15 protein-coding genes are annotated in these 17,182 nt (G+C 73.4%); 8 read left to right on the forward strand and 7 right to left on the reverse strand.

What is annotated here, in order from left to right; translation table 11 throughout:
* Positions 1 to 130 precede the first annotated feature (130 nt).
* Complete coding sequence (locus E1165_RS16400) at positions 131 to 766, forward strand: phosphatase PAP2 family protein (protein WP_371687353.1); 636 nt, start codon at positions 131 to 133, stop codon at positions 764 to 766.
* Positions 767 to 777: 11 nt separating this feature from the next.
* Here the strand turns inward: E1165_RS16400 and E1165_RS16405 are convergent, their stop codons facing one another.
* The 3 genes from E1165_RS16405 to E1165_RS16415 are packed head-to-tail and all read right to left on the reverse strand — an operon-like array spanning position 778 to position 5,561.
* Entirely contained in the window at positions 778 to 2,004 is a 1,227-nt protein-coding gene (locus E1165_RS16405; protein ID WP_132392382.1) for a hypothetical protein, read from the reverse strand.
* Between the two features lie 42 nt (positions 2,005 to 2,046).
* Positions 2,047 to 3,729, reverse strand: a complete 1,683-nt coding sequence (locus tag E1165_RS16410) for a GTPase (RefSeq protein WP_132392384.1) — start codon at positions 3,727 to 3,729, stop codon at positions 2,047 to 2,049.
* A complete protein-coding gene (locus tag E1165_RS16415) occupies positions 3,726 to 5,561 on the reverse strand; it encodes a GTPase domain-containing protein (protein ID WP_132392386.1) in 1,836 nt (611 codons plus the stop codon). Before E1165_RS16415 ends, E1165_RS16410 begins: the two co-directional genes overlap by 4 nt.
* A gap of 208 nt (positions 5,562 to 5,769) precedes the next feature.
* Between E1165_RS16415 and dnaK the strand changes: the two genes are divergently transcribed.
* The 5 genes from dnaK (at position 5,770) to E1165_RS16440 (ending at position 10,566) form a co-directional block, all read left to right on the forward strand.
* Positions 5,770 to 7,623 carry a molecular chaperone DnaK gene (gene dnaK / locus E1165_RS16420; RefSeq protein ID WP_132392388.1) on the forward strand — a complete coding sequence of 618 codons (1,854 nt, stop codon included), beginning with the start codon at positions 5,770 to 5,772 and terminating at the stop codon, positions 7,621 to 7,623.
* Between the two features lie 48 nt (positions 7,624 to 7,671).
* Complete coding sequence (locus tag E1165_RS16425; protein ID WP_132392390.1) at positions 7,672 to 8,412, forward strand: nucleotide exchange factor GrpE; 741 nt, start codon at positions 7,672 to 7,674, stop codon at positions 8,410 to 8,412.
* 79 nt (positions 8,413 to 8,491) lie between these two features.
* On the forward strand, positions 8,492 to 9,673 hold the full coding sequence (gene dnaJ / locus E1165_RS16430; protein WP_132392392.1) for a molecular chaperone DnaJ: 1,182 nt from the start codon (positions 8,492 to 8,494) through the stop codon (positions 9,671 to 9,673).
* A gap of 31 nt (positions 9,674 to 9,704) precedes the next feature.
* Positions 9,705 to 10,142 carry a heat shock protein transcriptional repressor HspR gene (locus E1165_RS16435; protein WP_132392394.1) on the forward strand — a complete coding sequence of 146 codons (438 nt, stop codon included), beginning with the start codon at positions 9,705 to 9,707 and terminating at the stop codon, positions 10,140 to 10,142.
* Between the two features lie 214 nt (positions 10,143 to 10,356).
* Positions 10,357 to 10,566 (forward strand): hypothetical protein, encoded by a 210-nt coding sequence (locus E1165_RS16440; protein WP_132392396.1) that lies wholly within the window; start codon positions 10,357 to 10,359, stop codon positions 10,564 to 10,566.
* Between the two features lie 108 nt (positions 10,567 to 10,674).
* Here E1165_RS16440 and E1165_RS16445 read toward each other — a convergent pair whose 3' ends face one another.
* The 4 genes from E1165_RS16445 to E1165_RS16460 form a co-directional block, all read right to left on the reverse strand.
* Positions 10,675 to 10,986, reverse strand: coding sequence for an MMPL family transporter (locus E1165_RS16445; RefSeq protein ID WP_207916916.1), 312 nt, complete (start codon positions 10,984 to 10,986; stop codon positions 10,675 to 10,677).
* Positions 10,987 to 10,993: 7 nt separating this feature from the next.
* Positions 10,994 to 11,425, reverse strand: a complete 432-nt coding sequence (locus E1165_RS16450) for a hypothetical protein (protein ID WP_132392400.1) — start codon at positions 11,423 to 11,425, stop codon at positions 10,994 to 10,996.
* Positions 11,426 to 11,595: 170 nt separating this feature from the next.
* The gene (locus E1165_RS16455; RefSeq protein ID WP_132392402.1) at positions 11,596 to 12,801 is read right to left on the reverse strand and encodes a cation:proton antiporter; all 1,206 of its coding nucleotides are present in this window, start codon (positions 12,799 to 12,801) and stop codon (positions 11,596 to 11,598) included.
* A gap of 7 nt (positions 12,802 to 12,808) precedes the next feature.
* Positions 12,809 to 13,309, reverse strand: coding sequence for a cation:proton antiporter regulatory subunit (locus E1165_RS16460; RefSeq protein ID WP_132392404.1), 501 nt, complete (start codon positions 13,307 to 13,309; stop codon positions 12,809 to 12,811).
* A 30-nt stretch (positions 13,310 to 13,339) separates the two neighbouring features.
* Between E1165_RS16460 and E1165_RS16465 the strand changes: the two genes are divergently transcribed.
* Both E1165_RS16465 and clpB read left to right on the forward strand, forming a co-directional pair.
* On the forward strand, positions 13,340 to 14,437 hold the full coding sequence (locus E1165_RS16465; protein WP_132392406.1) for a hypothetical protein: 1,098 nt from the start codon (positions 13,340 to 13,342) through the stop codon (positions 14,435 to 14,437).
* Between the two features lie 86 nt (positions 14,438 to 14,523).
* A complete protein-coding gene (clpB, locus tag E1165_RS16470) occupies positions 14,524 to 17,118 on the forward strand; it encodes an ATP-dependent chaperone ClpB (protein ID WP_132392408.1) in 2,595 nt (864 codons plus the stop codon).
* Positions 17,119 to 17,182: the final 64 nt, after the last annotated feature.

Below are 17,182 nucleotides of genomic sequence, written 5' to 3' on the forward strand. Positions count from 1 at the left end.
CACCCCGACCACCCACGGCACCCCCGCCCCGGACGGTACGGTGACGGGCGACGCCAGCTGACCGGGCCGTACGCCCGGCGGACGGGGCCGGCCCGGCAGCGGCCGGCCGGGACGGATCGGGGACGGGGCGTTGAGCGGGGTCGACAGGAACGGTGGCGGTGGCACCCGCCCGGGCGTCGCGCGACCCGACCGGGCGACCCGGCTGGCCCGGCTGGTCACCGAACTGACCGCGCCGGCTGTGCTGGTGAGTCTCCTGACCGTGGTGGTGGGCTGGCACGCGGCCGGCGGCGCGCACGGGCTGGCCTGGGGACTGCTCGCCACCCTCTTCGCCAGCGGCATCCCGTTCGCGTACATCCTCGGCGGGGTACGGCGCGGGCGGCTCACCGACCACCACGTGGGAGTGCGGGAGCAGCGGCGGGTACCCCTGCTCGTCGGTCTGGCCTCGGCGGCGGCCGGCCTGGCGCTGCTCGCCGCGCTCGGCGCTCCGCGCCCGATCCTCGCCCTGGTAACGGCCGGGGTGGTCGGCCTGGTGGTGGCGGTGACGGTCAGCCACTGGTGGAAGATGTCGATCCACACCGCCGTGGCGGCCGGCGCGGCGGTGGTGCTGGTGCTGATCTTCGGCTCCCGGCTGCTGGCCGCCGCGCCGCTGCCGGTCGTGGCGGGCTGGTCCCGGGTACGGCTGCGTGACCACACGGTGCCGCAGGTCGTGGTGGGTGGGATGGTCGGTGCCCTCGTGGCGGGTGGCGTCTACGCCGCGTTCACCTGACAGCGCGGTGGTCAGGAGGCGTCGTCGGTGAGATGGTGGCGGTTGGCCTGGAACCAGGCGTCCAGGGCGGCCGGGTCGTCCGGGTCGACGCCGTCGGCGATCAGCTGGGCCACCGCCGCGGTGGCGGGGCTGCGCCGCTCGCCGGTCGAGTAGAGCCGGGCGAACTCCGGCACCAACTCCTCGATCATCTCGTCGGTCCGGGTGGCCGCCTGCTCCGGCAGCCCCCGCCGTCGCGTCGCGTACCCCGCCCAGGCCCGAAGCACCCGGGGCAGCATCGCCGCGTCGTCCATGTCCAGCACCGCCCGCCGGTGCACCCAGTCCAGCAGGAACAGGCCGGCCACGGCCGGGCTCCAGCGCAGCGGATCGGCGTCCGGGAAGGTCGCCGCGTGGTCGAAGAGCAGACCCAGACAGAAGTGCAGCGAGGCCAGCTCCGCGTCGCCGTCGAGGGTGTCCAGCCCGAACCGGGCCGCCTCCGGGGAGGCGAGGAAGGCGCGGACGAGGTCGACCCGCTCGTCACCGGTGAGCGGCTCCGCGTCCCAGACGGTGGTGTCGGCGGGCCCGCCGGGCAGCAGCGCCAGCCGAGCCCCGACCAACGCCCGGTCGGTGGCGAGCGAACCTTCGGCGGGAAGCTCCCCGAGGTCGTCGGTGACCGCCAGGTGGCGGCTCACCTCGCCGTGCATCCGGGCCGGGTCCTCCTCCCGGAACCAGGTCAGCTCGTCGGCGGCGCACATCTGCCGCACCTGGTCGAGGATTCGCTCGGCGGGGCCGCCGACGAAGACGTCCTTGGTGATGCCGATGTTGTGGTCGACCAGCGCCACCAGCGCGTGCTCGGGGCCGCCCGCCGCGTCGTCGTAGGCGAAGGTGGCCAGGTAGGACGTCTGGTCGCCGTACACGTCGCCGTACGACCAGGTGCCGGTCAGGTGGACCCGGCCGAGCTGGCCCGACCAGGCCGGGGCACGGGTGCCGGGGCGTACCTTCGCGGCGCCCTCGGCGTCCGGCACCAACGCGGCGAAGACCGACCGGATGGTCGTCGCGGCGGCGGTGCGACGCCGGGCCGTGGCGGTCAGGAAACCGGCGACGAACTCGCGGACCGCCCGCTCCCGGTCGGTCTCCGCGATCGCGTAGACACTGCCCAGCAGGGCGGTGCCGAGCATCTCGGCGTCGAGGGCGCAGTCCAGGCGGGTCACGTCGCGGGCGGCGTGCAGCACCGCCTCGTAGGGGGTCTGTGGCGTGGCCATGGACCCGACCCTACGCCGCCCCGGGGCTCCGGCGCTCCGGCGTCAGCCGCGAGCATCCCGCAGTGCGGCGCGCGCCTGCCCGTACCGGTCCAGGACGACCCGGACCGGGGCGACCACGAGTTCCGCCCCGACCTCGGCCACCGCCGCCGCCAGCCGCTTCTCGGCCCGCTGCCGGGCCCGGCGGGCCGCCCACCGCACCACCGGCCGGGTCGTGGCGGCCACCAGCAGCCCGGCGAGCAGACCGCCCAGGAGCAGCAGGGTGGGCAGCGGCACCTCGCCCACCATCGGGGTGTCCAGCGCCGGCAACCCGAGCGCACGCAGCGCGTACCCGAGCACCAGCCAGCCGAGCCCGGCCACCGCGGCGAGGGTCACCAGCCACTGGAGGCCGCCGACGATCCGCCACCACACCGGCCGGCGGTCCATGCCGAGGTCGGTGCCGGCCACCGCGCGGTCCAGCGCGTCTGGCAGGTCGCCGAGGCGGGAGCGGGCCGCCTTGGTCACCGCCTCCGGCCAGGGCGGAGGCAGGTCGTCCCCGGCGCGGTCGGCGACCTGCCGGACCGCCAGCCCGAGGGCGGAGCGCTGCGCGGCCGTCGGGTCGGGCACCGAGGTCGCGGCGACGAGGCTCTCCTCCGGCCGGTCGGCGTCCGGCCCCGGGCCGGGCAGGTGCAGCCGGCGCAGCGGGTCCGGCCGGAGCTTCCGCCAGCCGCGGACCAGAGGCCAGCCGGTCGCACCGGCGGCCCGATGCCGGTACGCCCCCTCGACCGCGTCCGCCACCGCCGGCACCCCGGCCGCCCCGGCCAGGGCCCGGTCCAGCGTGCGGACGGTCGCCTGGTCCGGCGCGTTTCCGGGCGCCTCCGCCCCGACCAACTCGCCCAGGGCGGTCACGACCGTGTCCACGTCGCCGGCGAGGCGGCGCAGCGCGGCCTGCCGCTCGGCGACCGTACGCTCCAGCGCCTCCCGCAGCCCGACGATGCCGCCCGGGTCCACCGCGTACGTGGCCAGCAGCGGCACCCCCGCCAGCCCGTCGGCGTCGAGGAGGCGGCGCAGGTCGTCGACGACCCGGGGCAGCTCCGCCGGGGGCAGCCGGTCGGCCTGGTTGAGCACGACCAGCGTGACGTCCCGGTGCCGGTGGAACTCCCGCAGGTAGCTGGAGTGGATCACCCGGTCGGCGTACTTCTGCGGGTCGACCACCCACACCACCAGGTCGACCAGGCCGAGCAGCCGGTCCACCTCCAGCCGGTGGGACCGCTGCACCGAGTCGAAGTCGGGCAGGTCCAGCAGGACCAGCCCGTGCAGGGCGGACTCGTCGTCGCCGTCGAGCGCGCTCTCCCGGACGAACCGGTGGCGGGGCAGCACGCCGAGCCAGTCGAGCAGCCGGTTCGCGCCGTCGAGCGGCCCCCACACGCAGGCGTGCGCGACACCGGTGGTCGGCCGCCGTACCCCGACCGGGGAGAGCTCCAGCCGGGCCAGGGCGTTGAACAGGCTGGACTTGCCGCTGCCGGTGGCGCCGGCGAGGGCCACCACGGTGTGGTCCCGGGACAGTGACAGCCGGGTGCCGGCCCGTTCGACCAGGGTGTGCGCGGCGACGAGCCGGGAGTCGGGGACCTGCCCGTCCACCGCGTCGAGAAACCGGCGGACCGCGTCGAGGCGGGTGACCAGGGTTTCGGCGTCGACTCGCTGGTCACCCCGGAACACCTCGCGCAGCCGACCGCCGATGCCCGTCACCGGCCGTCCCCCACCGGCACGGCGGTCGGCTCGCCGCCGTCGAGGCCGCTGCGGCGGCGGGCCGTCTCGACCCGGTCGGCGGCCAGGCGCAACTCCGCGCCGGCGTCCGCACCCGGGCGGGCCTGCTCGGTGCGTGCCAGGTAGCGGGCGGCCTCGTCGTCCAGCAGCGTCCGTACCCGGTCCAGCAGATCGCCCCGGGCCTTGCTGGCGAGGGTACGCACGGCCTGGTCGCCGAAGATCGCCTGGAGCACGCCCTGCGCGGCGACGGTGGTGCCCGCCCCGGTGGCCACCTCCAATCCGGTCGGGATGAACGCCGTCGAGGCGAACACCGCGATCATGACGGCGAGGCCGGTCGCGTTGACCGCGTACGCGGCCGTCCGGGCGACGAACCGTTTGCCGCCTCCCTCCGTGCGTACCAGCTCCAGCACGCCGCGCTGCCAGTCCCGAACCAGGCGTTCGGCCCGTTCCGGCAGGTCGGCGGAGGGGTGGGCCAGCTCCGGCGTGAGCAGCGCCGCGCCCGCCGGGTGCGCCTTCCAGCCGGTGTACGCGCTCTCCCCGGCCTCGGCGGCGACGGCACGCAGCAGGGTGACCAACTGCGACTCGATGGCGTTGCGCAGCTCGGTGGCGGGGGCGGCGGGCCGCCCGGTGACCGCGGCGACGAGTCGGTCGCGCAGCCGGCTGACCCGCGCCTCCACCGTCCGGAAGAACTCGCCGGTGCCGACGAACTCCTGCCAGCGGGCCAGCACCTCGCCGCGGAGCAGCCGGCCGTCCTTCAGGCCGGCCTCCACCGTCCGCTCCGCCCCCCGGTACGCCGCGCGGACCCGTTCGTCGAGCGCGTCGGCGGCGGAGGCCTGCTCGTCGGCGGCCTCGGCGAGCGCCTCGACGGTGGGATGCAGCGAGGCGAGCGCGCCGTCCAGGGTCTGCCGGACCACCGCGGCCCGGGCCTCGGCGTCGGCGGCCAGCCCGGCGAACCAGTCGCCCAGCGGCGCGGTGACCCGCTCGGGCAGCAGGCCCTGGCCGTCGACCCAGGTCTCGGGCAGGACGAAGAGGGGCGCGGTGTCGAGTTGCTGGGCGGTGAGCATCTCCGACAGGTGGGCGGCGATCTCGTCGGTGGCCTCCGGCGGCACCCGGTCGAGCACCAGGGCGATCGCGGCGCCCCGGGACCGGGCGCTGCGCAGCAGCTCCCAGGGGACGGCGTCGGCGTACCGGGCGGCGGTGGTGACGAAGAGCCAGAGGTCGGCGGCGGCCAGCAGTTGGCCGGCCAGGGCCCGGTTGGCGTCGACCACCGAGTCGATGTCGGGCGCGTCGAGGAAGGCCAGCCCGGGCGGAAGCGCGGGCGCGCTGACCAGTTGCAGGGTGCCCGGGTCCTCGCTGGGCTCGTTGGTGCGGGTCAGGCCGGGCAACAGCTCACCCTGCCGGAACCAGGAGGAGTCGGCGGGGTTGCAGACCAGCACCGGGGAGCGGGTGGTCGGGCGCAGTACGCCGGCGGCGCTCACCCGGGCCTTCACCAGGCTGTTGACCAGGGTCGACTTGCCGGCTCCGGTGGAGCCGCCGACGACCACCAGCAGCGGCGCGTCGAGCCGGGCGAGGCGGGGCAGCAGGTAGTCGTCGAGCTGGTCGGCCAGCGCGGCGGCGGTGCGGCGGGCCGGCTCGGCCGAGGGCAGGGTGAGCGGGAACCGGACCGCGCCGATCGCGGCCCGCAGCCCGGCCAGTGCTGCCGGAAGGGCGTCCCCGGCGGTACCGGACCCGTCCTGGACGGCGTCCGGTGACCCGGTGCGGGCGGCGGCAGCGGGCGCGCCGGACCGGGTGGCGGGATCGCCTTTCGTCGTCACCGCTAAAGCGTGCCCGACCGATGCTGGAGAAGACAACCAGACGGTAATAACGGTCGGGTTGCGTCGGGTCGACTCAACCCCAACTTGCGATTTGCGGGAGGCGTGGCACTATTGAGTCAAGTTCACTCAACTTGTGGTGTGGTCGCTGCGGGCGGCCCGCCGGGCAGGCCCTGCGACCTGCTCATCGTTACGAAGCGAGGAAGCGAAGATGGCACGTGCGGTCGGTATCGACCTCGGCACGACGAACTCCTGCGTCAGCGTTCTCGAGGGCGGTGAGCCCACCGTCATCGCCAACGCTGAGGGCTCGCGGACGACCCCGTCGATCGTCGCGTTCGCCCGCAACGGCGAGGTGCTCGTCGGTGAGGTCGCCAAGCGGCAGGCGGTGACCAACCCGGACCGGACGATCCGCTCGGTCAAGCGGGAGATCGGCACCAACTGGACCGTCGACATCGACGGCAAGAAGTACACCCCGCAGGAGATCTCGGCGCGCACGCTGATGAAGCTCAAGCGCGACGCCGAGGCGTACCTGGGTGAGCAGATCACCGACGCGGTGATCACCGTTCCCGCCTACTTCAACGACGGCCAGCGCCAGGCCACCAAGGAGGCCGGTGAGATCGCCGGCTTCAACGTGCTGCGGATCGTCAACGAGCCGACCGCGGCCGCCCTGGCGTACGGGCTGGACAAGGGCTCCAAGGAGCAGACCGTCCTGGTCTTCGACCTCGGCGGCGGCACCTTCGACGTGTCGCTGCTGGAGCTGGCCGAGGGCGTCATCGAGGTCAAGTCCACCTCCGGCGACAACCACCTCGGTGGCGACGACTGGGACCAGCGGATCATCGACCACCTGGTGAAGACCTTCCGCGGCGAGCACGGCATCGACCTGTCGCAGGACAAGATGGCCCTGCAGCGGCTCCGCGAGGCCGCCGAGAAGGCCAAGATCGAGCTGTCGGCCGCCACCACCACCAACATCAACCTGCCGTACATCACCGCCGGGGCGGCCGGCCCGCTGCACCTGGACGTGACGCTCAGCCGCGCCGAGTTCCAGCGGATGACGCAGGACCTGCTGGACCGCTGCAAGGGCCCCTTCGAGCAGGCCGTGAAGGACGCCGGCATCAAGATCTCCGACGTCGACCACGTCATCCTGGTCGGCGGCTCGACCCGGATGCCGGCCGTGACCGACCTGGTCAAGCAGCTCACCGGCAAGGAGCCCAACAAGGGCGTCAACCCGGACGAGGTCGTCGCCGTCGGCGCCGCCCTCCAGGCCGGTGTGCTCAAGGGCGAGGTCAAGGACGTCCTGCTGCTCGACGTGACCCCGCTGAGCCTGGGCATCGAGACCAAGGGCGGCATCTTCACCAAGCTGATCGAGCGCAACACCACCATCCCGACCAAGCGCTCCGAGGTCTTCACCACGGCCGACGACAACCAGCCGTCCGTGCTGATCCAGGTCTTCCAGGGTGAACGGGAGATCGCCGCGTACAACAAGAAGCTCGGCACCTTCGAGCTGACCGGCCTGCCGCCGGCGCCACGCGGCGTCCCGCAGATCGAGGTCACGTTCGACATCGACGCCAACGGCATCGTGAACGTGCACGCGAAGGACCTGGGCACCGGCAAGGAGCAGAAGATGACCATCACCGGCGGCTCCTCGCTGCCGAAGGACGACATCGAGCGGATGCGCCGGGACGCCGAGGAGCACGCCGAGGAGGACAAGCGTCGGCGCGACGAGGCGGAGACCCGCAACCTGGCCGAGGCGCTCCAGTGGCAGACCGAGAAGTTCCTCGCCGAGAGCGGCGACAAGCTGCCCACCGAGAACCGCGACCAGATCAACGAAGCCCTCGGCGAGCTGCGCGGCGCGCTCGGCGGCCAGGACATCGAGAAGATCAAGTCGGCCCACGAGCGGCTTGCCCAGGTCTCCCAGCAGGCCGGTTCGCTGCTCTACTCGCAGCAGGCGGAGCAGGGCGAGCAGCCCGGCGCGGCCGGTCCGGGCGCGGGCACGACCGGCGGCCCGAAGGCCGGCGGGGCGGACGACGTGGTCGACGCGGAGATCGTGGACGAGGACAAGAAGTGACGGTCCGTCCCGGACACGGACTCACGGCTAAGGGATCGAGGTAGTCGCATGACGGAGAAGCCACGAGCCGCCGACCCGGGCTCCACCGGGTCGGCGCCGGGTGGCTCCGGGCCCGCCGAGCAGACCGCCGGCGACGCGCCGCGGGTCGTCATCCGCAACAACCGCAAGCTCGACAGGACCGAGGAGACGCCCGCCGCGGCCGACGCCGGGACGGACGTCCCGGCCGAGGGCCTGGTCGAGGAGACCGAGGTCGTGGTCGACGAGATCGAGGTCGAGGCGACCTCGGTCTCCGGCCCGCCGGTGGTCGACGCCCCGGCCCAGCCGGCGGGGGAGGCCGCGCCGGCCGCGCCGCTCGGCGCCGAACTGGAGGCCCTCCGGGCCGAACTCGACGAGCGGACCCGGGACCTGCAACGGGTGTCGGCGGAGTACGCCAACTACCGCAAGCGGGTGGACCGCGACCGTGGTCTGGTCCAGGAGCAGGCGACCGGCTCGGTGCTCGCCGCGCTGCTGCCGATCCTGGACGACCTCGACCGGGCCCGCGAGCACGGCGACCTGGTCGGCCCGTTCGGCACGGTGGCCGAGCAGCTCACCACCGCGCTGGGCAAGTTCGGGCTCAGCGCCTTCGGCGAGCAGGGCGACCCGTTCGACCCGACCCGGCACGAGGCGGTCGCGCACCAGACCTCGGCCGACGTGGACGCGCCGACCTGCGTGCAGGTGATGCGTCGGGGTTACCTGCTCGGGGAGCGGCTGCTGCGGCCCGCGCTGGTCGCGGTCGCCGACCCGGAGTAGTGCACGACCATCCGGTCGCCCCGCCTGCCGGAGCACGGCGGGCGGGGCGACCGGGCCACATCGCGAAGGGGGTGGACCGGTGAGTTCCAAGGACTGGATCGAGAAGGACTACTACGCCACGCTCGGCGTACAGAAGTCCGCCTCCTCGGACGAGATCAAGAAGGCGTACCGGAAGCTGGCCCGGGAGTCCCACCCGGACCACAACCCCGGTGACCCGAAGGCCGAGGAGCGGTTCAAGGCCGTCTCCGAGGCGTACGCGGTGCTCGGCGACGACGCCAAGCGCCGCGAGTACGACGAGATGCGCTCGCTGTTCGGCTCGGGCGCGTTCCGCCGTGGCGCGCGCGGCGCGGGACAACCCGGCGGGGGTGTGCCGTTCGACGTCTCCGACCTGTTCGGCGGCGCGGCCGGCGGGGACGCCCGGTTCGGCGGGGGCGGCTTCACCGACCTGTTCAGTTCGATCTTCGCCGGTGGGGCCGGTGGCCCGGCGCGTCCCCGGGGACCGGTCCGGGGTCGGGACGTCGAGACCGAGGTGGTGCTCGACTTCGACGACGCGGTACGCGGGGTGACCCTGCCGTTGGCACTGCGTGCTCCCGGGGTCTGCGACACCTGCCACGGCGACGGGGCGAAACCCGGTACCCGACCGAAGGCCTGTCCGGTCTGCCACGGCGCCGGGGTGACCACCCGCAACCAGGGGTCGTTCAGCTTCTCCGAGCCGTGCCACACCTGCCAGGGTGTGGGCACGGTGGTCGAGGAGAAGTGCCCCGAGTGCCTGGGCACCGGCGGCGTCACCAAGACCCGGACGTTGAACGTCCGCTTTCCCGCCGGGGTGGCCGACGGTCAGCGGATCCGGCTGGCAGGGCGTGGTGAGCCGGGTGAGCGCGGCGGGCCGGCGGGTGACCTGTTCGTACAGGTGAAGGTCCGCCCGGATGAGTTGTTCGGGCGCAGCGGGGACGACCTGACCCTGACCGTGCCGATCACCTTCGCCGAGGCGGTGCTCGGCACGGACCTGCGGGTGCCGACGCTCGACGGCGCGGTGACCCTGCGGGTGCCACCGGGTACTCCGTCGGGGCGAGTGCTGCGGGCCCGGGGCAAGGGCGTGCAGCGCCGGGACGGTCGGGCCGGTGACCTGCTGGTCACGCTAGACGTGCTGGTGCCGGCGGCGGTGTCGGACGAGGCCCGGGCGGCGCTGGAGTCGTTCGCGGCGCAGACGCCGCCGGCGGCTCGGGAACATCTCGACGCGCGCCTGCGTCGGGTTGGTTGACCGGTGTGAATCGGGTGCGGAGGTGAGCGGGATGTCGGACGGGTTCGTCGGTTCGGATGACCCTGCCTACGAGGCCAAGGTGCTGATGATCTCGGTCGCGGCGCGGATGGCGGGGATGCACCCGCAGACCCTGCGCCAGTACGACCGGCTCGGCCTGGTGCAGGCCGGCCGGGCGGCCGGGGGTGGGCGCCGGTACAGCGTGCGCGACGTGGTGCTGCTGCGCGAGGTGCAGCGACTCAGCCAGGACGAGGGCGTCAACCTGGCCGGGGTGAAGCGGATCATCGCGTTGGAGCGTCTGTTGGAGCAGGCGCAGCAGCGGGTGGCCCGGTTGGAGGCGGAGCTGGACGCGGCGTACCGGCGGATCGCGGAGCTGGAGTCGTTGGGCGGCTTCGCGCGCGGTGATCTCGTACCGACGAACCGCACCTCGACGGCGCTGGTGGTCTGGCGTCCCCGCCGCACCGACCGCTGACTCCACCACCGCCGGGCACCTCGCCTCGCCAGATCAACTCTGTTCCACGCGGCTGGCGGTATCCCTGTGCTCGGGATACCGCCAGCTGGCGCGCCTGGAGTCGACCACCGGGGTGCGGGCTGGTTGTGGGTTTCCCTGCGCCGGTGGGGGGTCTCCGCTAGCCTTGGAATCGGGTTCAACCGGCTCAATCCGGACCTCGATGGCAGGGGGAGCCATGACCGAATCTGCGAAGAGGGTTGCCCAGCAGGCGGAGGACCGGCTCGAGAAGGTGGCCGAGAACGCCCGGAAGAGGTTCGATCGGCTCGCCGCCGGAAGCCTCACTGACAAGATCAAGAACGGTAGGTTCGCCGACCAGGTCGACCACGGCGTCGACCAGGCGCGCCGGGAGGCGCGACGCCGAGAGCAGGGCGGATCGGAACGCTGACGATCCGCCGACGCGGGCCGGGACCCACGGGGGGTCCCGGCCCGCGTGTCGTCCCGGGGCGGGCCGGGACGCGGTGACGTCGGCGAGGGGCCCCGGCCCGCGTGTCGCTCAGGTGGGGCGGGCGGCATCGACCGGTCTGCGCAGAGTCGGCCACCAGGCGCGGTGGCCGAGGATGCCGAGGGCGGCCGGCGCCAGCACCACCCGGATCACGGTCGCGTCCACCAGCACCGCCGTGGCCAGCCCGACGCCGATCATCTTGACCAGCGTGTCGTCGATTGCGGCGAAGCTGACGAAGACGACCGCCATGATGGTCGCTGCCGCCGTGATCACCCGGCCGGTCCCGGCCAGTCCGGCGATCATCGCCCGGTGCGGGTCACCGGTACGCCGGTACTCCTCCTGCACGGCCGAGAGCAGGAACACCTCGTAGTCAGCCGAGCCGGCGGTTCTCCCGCACCAGGCCGCCCTCGCACCAGTCGGGATAGTCGAAGAGGCCCGGTCGGGCGAGCAGCGCGCGGCTGTTGTGCGCCCAGTTGCGCATCAACTCGTCGCCCTCGCGCTCGGCCTGCTCCACCAGCTTCCGGAAGCGGCGCTTGGGGTGGGCGCGGAAGTTCGTCCGGATGCCGTCGGCCGCGTAGATGTAGAGGCAGTGCAGGGCGAACCTGCGGGCCGGGCAGTACGGGTCCATGGCCAGCTCGAAGAGGGTGAGCACGAGGTGGTCACCGGCGACGAGCAGATCCCATTCCGGCGGCATCGATGCCAGCGGCACCGAGTCGGGGTGGTAGGCCCAGGCCCGCAACTCCGCCGGCGACGGGTCGACGGGGTTGGCGAAGCCGTGGAACGTCGGATCCTGGGCGTTCACCGGCAACCTTCCGCTCGCGCCCGCGGAGCGCACCGGCCAGCCGCGGAGCCTCTGGCTTGCTGGGGCGAAACGGTAGTCGCAGGTGCCGCACGGCGGAAGGGTTCGGCCGGAACCAATTGGGCAACGGCCGGCCCGGCGGGGTCACCCGGACGGGTGACCCCGCCGGTTGGTCAGTCCGGCACGACCACCGGCTCCGGCCGGCGGACCGCCGCCCGGCGGCGCAGCCATGCCTTGAACCACGCCAGGTCGGGCAGCCGCGCCAGCATCGGCCCGGTCACCACCGTGATCAGCACGTACGCCGTGGCGAGTGCCGCCAGCTGGGGCTCGACGGTGCCGGCGGCGACCGCCAGCCCGGCGATGACGATGGAGAACTCGCCGCGCGGCGCCAGCGCGAAGCCGGCCCGCCAGCGTCCGGGTTCGGCGATGCCGGCCCGGCGGGCCGCCAGGTAGCCGGTCAGCAGCTTCGTCGCCATGGTGACCACGGCCAGGGCCAGGGCCGGCAGCAGCACCGGCGGCATGTCCCGGGGGTCGGTGACCAGGCCGAAGAAGACGAAGAAGACCGCCGCGAAGAGGTCCCGCAACGGGGTGAGCAGCTCGGTGGCGTGGTGTGCCACCGGCCCGGAGAGCGCGATGCCGACCAGGAACGCGCCGACCGCGGCGGAGACCTGGAGCTTGGCGGCGACCCCGGCGACCAGCAGCGTCAGCCCGAGCACGCCGAGCAGCAGGGCCTCGGCGTCCTTGGCCGACATGGCGGTCGAGATGAGATGGCCGTACCGGATGGCGGCGACCAGCACGACGACCACGGTGAGCACCGCGACGCCGAGGGCGATGCCGCCCTTGACCAGCCCGACCCCGGCCAGCAGCGCGGTCACCAGCGGCAGGTACAGCGCCATGGCCAGGTCCTCGATGACCAGCACGGACAGGATCACCGGGGTTTCCCGGTTACCCACCCGGCCGAGGTCGTTGAGGACCTTGGCGATCACACCGGAGGACGAGATCCAGGTGATCCCGCCGAGCACCACGGCGGCCACCCAACCCCAGCCGAGCAGCAGCGCGAAACCGAAGCCGGGAAGGGCGTTGAGCAGGGCGTCGATCAACCCGGCGGGAGCGGCGGCGCGGAGGTTTCCGACCAGTTCGTTTGCGCTGTACTCCAGGCCGAGCATCACCAGCAGCAGGATCACGCCGATCTCGGCGCCGACGGCGAAGAACTCCTCGCTGGCGTTGAGTTCCAGGATGCCGCCGTGGCCGAGGGCCAGCCCGGCGAGCAGGTAGAGCGGGATGGGTGAGACACCCACCCGGCGGCTGACCCGACCGAGCAGTCCGAGTAGGAAGAGGAGCGCGCCGACCTCGATCAGCAGTGTGGTGGTTTCGTGCATCCGCGCCTCAGCCGTCCGGGTCGGTGTCGGCGAGGATGGCGGTGACGCCGTCGAGGCCCTGCCGGGTGCCGACCACGACCACCACGTCACCGGCGGCGAAGCGGAAGGTGGGATCCGGTGAGACGATCACCTCGCCCTGGCGCAGCACGGCGACGATCGAGGCGCCGGTGCGGGTCCGGGTCTGGGTGTCGCCGAGCCGCTTGTTGACGTACTTCGACCCGGCCGGGATGCCGATCTGCTCGGTGAGCAGCCCGGCCGCCTGCTCGCGCAGGCCCGAGAGCTGGCCGAGCATCAACGACGCGCCGAGGATGTCGGCGAGCGCCTCCGCCTCGTCGTCGGTCAACGGGATGTCGTGCTGGCAGGAATCGGGGTCGTCCGGGTCGTAGAGGACGAGGTCACGGCGACCATTGCGGTGGGAGACCACGCCCAGACGGCGGCCGGACTCCGTCATCAGATCGTGACGTACGCCGATCCCCGGTAGGGCAGTCTGTTCGACACGTACTCGCACCCGCAGAAGGCTACCCGCACAGGAGGGCCCATGATCGGTCATGGTTTCCGAGCCCTGGTCGGTCTGCTGTTCGTGCCGGCGCTGGTGGCGTGCTCGGCTGTCGGCGACATCCGACGGGACCCGCCGGCCCCGACGTCCACGTCGCCCCGGCCGGTGGTGCCCGACCCCTCGCCGTCGGTCACCCCCGCCGAGGTACGGCGGTTCCGGGTCGCCGTCCCTGACCGGTACGACGATCCGTACGTCGAGTTCAGCGACGCGGACCGGGGCTGGGCACTCTACGCCGGCTGCGACGGTCGTCCTCCGGACCGGGACTGCCCGGCGCTGCTCTTCACCACCGCCGACGGCGGCCGGGCCTGGCGGGAGGTGCGGCACCCCCGTCCGGTGGCGGACAACCAGCAGCTCTACTGCGCTCCCGGCCTGGTGGTTCTGTGGGCCGAGCCGCACGGCTTCTACGCCTCGACCGACAACGGTGGGGGCTTCACGCGTAGCGGCGAGGAGGTGGCGACGGCAGCGGCGGACCTGGGCCGGTACCGGATCATCGAGCGCCTCGGCAAGGTGGGCGAGTGGGACGGCCGTCGGCTCCGCCCGCTGGCGGCGCAGCCCGACATACCCGCGATCGCCACCGTCGGCGGCGACGGCCGGTTGGTGGTGGCCGCCGGGACCGTCGACGGCAGGCCGTACGCGGCGGTCTCGGTCGACCGGGGGCGGAGGTGGCGGCCGACTCCGGTGCCCGCCGTGGACGGCGAGGTGGGTCTGGTGCGGGCTGTCGTCGACGCGGACGGCGCGGCGTGGCTGGTCGGCGAGCGGCCGGATCGGACGAGCTGGCCGGCGCTGTGGCGGTGGGGGCGGAAGTGGGAGCCGGTCCGGATCGACGACCCTCCGGCACAGGTGACCGCGGTCGCGCCGCTCGGTGGCGGCCTGCTGGCGGTGACCAGCTCACGCGGGGTGGGCGTGGTGGGTGGCGGGGCCGGGTACGTCGACCTGGCCTGGCCACTGGTCCCGGGGCAGCACATGCGGACGCTGGCCGACGGCACGCTTGCGGTGCCCGGCCCGCCCGGCGAGGTCCTGCTCGGCGTCGGGAACCGGCTCGCACGGCGGTGGATCCGGGTGACCGTCACCGGAGAGTGAGCTGGCTCACACCGGTAGAGTTGAGTGGAATACGCTCAACTCTGGTTGTGTCGACATCTGGTGGACACGCCGATCCGGGGGAGCCCATGAACACCGAACGCCTCACCACCAAGAGCCGCGAAACCATCACCAGGGCCGTCGCCCTGGCCAACCAGCGCGGCCACGCCACCGTGGAGCCCTGGCACCTGCTGCTGGCCCTGCTGGACACCGAGGGTTCGACCGCCGCCGGCCTGCTGCGCGCAGTCGGGGCCGACCCCGCCGAACTGCGCCGGGTCGCCCAGCGGGCGGTCGACACGCTGCCCGCCGCGCGCGGCTCCAGCATCGCCGAGCCCACCCTGGCCCGCGAGTTCGTCAACGCCATCGGCGCCGCCGAGCAGATCGCCCGGCCGCTGGGCGACGAGTACACCTCGACCGAGCACCTGCTGGCCGGCCTGGCCCGGGTCGGCGGGGCGGTCGCCGGCGCGTTGAAGGCCGCCGGAGCCACCGAGGAGAACCTGGTCGCCGCCTTCCCGACCGTACGCGGCGGGGACCGACGCGTCACCACCGCAGATCCGGAGCAGACCTACCAGGCCCTCGCGAAGTACGGCGTCGACCTGACCGCCAGCGCCCGCGACGGCAAGATCGACCCGGTGATCGGCCGGGACTCGGAGATCCGCCGGGTGATCCAGGTGCTGTCCCGGCGTACGAAGAACAACCCGGTGCTCATCGGCGAGCCGGGCGTCGGCAAGACCGCCATCGTCGAAGGGTTGGCCCAGCGCATCGTCGCCGGGGACGTGCCCGAATCGCTGCGGGACAAGAAACTCGTCTCGCTCGACCTCGGCGCGATGGTCGCCGGCGCGTCGTACCGGGGGCAGTTCGAGGAACGGCTGAAGTCCGTCCTGGAGGAGATCAAGAACTCGAACGGGCAGGTCATCACCTTCCTCGACGAGCTGCACACCGTCGTCGGCGCCGGCAAGGGCGAGGGCTCGATGGACGCCGGCAACATGCTCAAGCCGATGCTGGCCCGGGGCGAACTGCGGATGGTCGGCGCGACCACCCTGGACGAGTACCGCGAGCACATCGAGAAGGACCCGGCGCTGGAGCGCCGCTTCCAGCCGGTGCTCGTCGGCGAGCCGACCACCGAGGACACCATCGGCATCCTGCGGGGCCTCAAGGAGCGCTACGAGGTGCACCACGGCGTCCGCATCACCGACGCGGCCCTGGTCGCCGCCGCCACCCTCTCCGACCGCTACATCACCGACCGCTTCCTGCCGGACAAGGCGATCGACCTGGTCGACGAGTCCGCGTCCCGGCTCCGGATGGAGATCGACTCCCGGCCGGTCGAGGTGGACGAGATCGAGCGGGCGGTCCGCCGGCTCGAGATCGAGGAGATGGCGCTGGCCAAGGAGCCGGACGCCGCCTCCGCCGAGCGTCTCGAACGGCTGCGCAAGGAACTGGCCGACAAGCGCGAGCAGCTCACCGCGCTCTCCGACCGCTGGAAGCTGGAGAAGGACCACATCACCAAGCTCTCCAGCGCCAAGGAGGAACTGGAGCGGCTCGGTGGCGAGGCCGAGCGGGCCGAACGCGACGGCGAGCTGGAACGCGCCGCCGAGCTGCGCTACGGCCGGATCCCCGCCCTCAAGACCGAGCTGGCGCGGGCCGAGGAGGAACTGGCCCGGCTCCAGGCCGACGGCGCGATGCTCAAGGAGGAGGTCGGCGCGGACGACATCGCCGCCGTGGTCGCCTCCTGGACCGGCATCCCCGCCGGGCGGCTGCTGGAGGGCGAGACCGCCAAGCTGCTCCGGATGGAGGAGTCGCTGGGTTCGCGGGTGGTCGGCCAGGCCGAGGCGGTCGGCGCGGTCTCCGACGCGGTCCGCCGGGCGCGGGCCGGCGTCGCCGACCCGGACCGCCCGACCGGCAGCTTCCTCTTCCTCGGCCCCACCGGCGTCGGCAAGACCGAGCTGGCCAAGGCGCTCGCCGAGTTCCTCTTCGACGACGAGCGGGCCATGGTCCGCATCGACATGAGCGAGTACGGCGAGAAGCACTCGGTCGCCCGCCTGGTCGGCGCCCCGCCCGGGTACGTCGGCTACGAGGAGGGTGGCCAGCTCACCGAGGCGGTGCGCCGCCGGCCGTACTCGGTGATCCTGCTGGACGAGGTCGAGAAGGCCCACCCGGACGTCTTCGACATCCTGCTCCAGGTGCTCGACGACGGCCGGCTCACCGACGGCCAGGGGCGCACGGTCGACTTCCGCAACGCGATCCTGATCCTCACCTCCAACCTGGGATCGTCGGTGATCAGCGACCTGACGCTGGCCGAGGAGCAGCGCCGCGAGGGGGTGCTGGCGGTGGTCCGCTCGCACTTCAAGCCGGAGTTCCTGAACCGTCTCGACGACACCGTCGTCTTCGCCGCGCTCCGGGGCGAAGACCTGCGGGCCATCGTCGACATCCAGCTCGACCGGATGCGCCGCCGGCTCGCCGACCGTCGGTTGACGCTGGACGTCAGCGATGCCGCCCGCGGGTGGCTCGCCGAGCACGGGTACGACCCGATCTACGGCGCCCGTCCGCTGCGCCGGCTGGTCCAGTCGGCCATCGGTGACCAACTCGCCAAGGCCCTGCTGGCCGGCCAGATCCGCGACGGCGACACGGTCCGGGTCGACCTGGCCGACGCGAAGGACTCCCTCACCGTCACCGCGGTCGCCTGACTCCGACCGGCCGGTGGGGTCGGTCCCCGCCTTCTCCGGCGGGGCCGACCCCACCGGCTCCCTG

This window comes from Micromonospora sp. KC723 (genome assembly GCF_004348595.1).
Lineage (GTDB): Bacteria > Actinomycetota > Actinomycetes > Mycobacteriales > Micromonosporaceae > Micromonospora.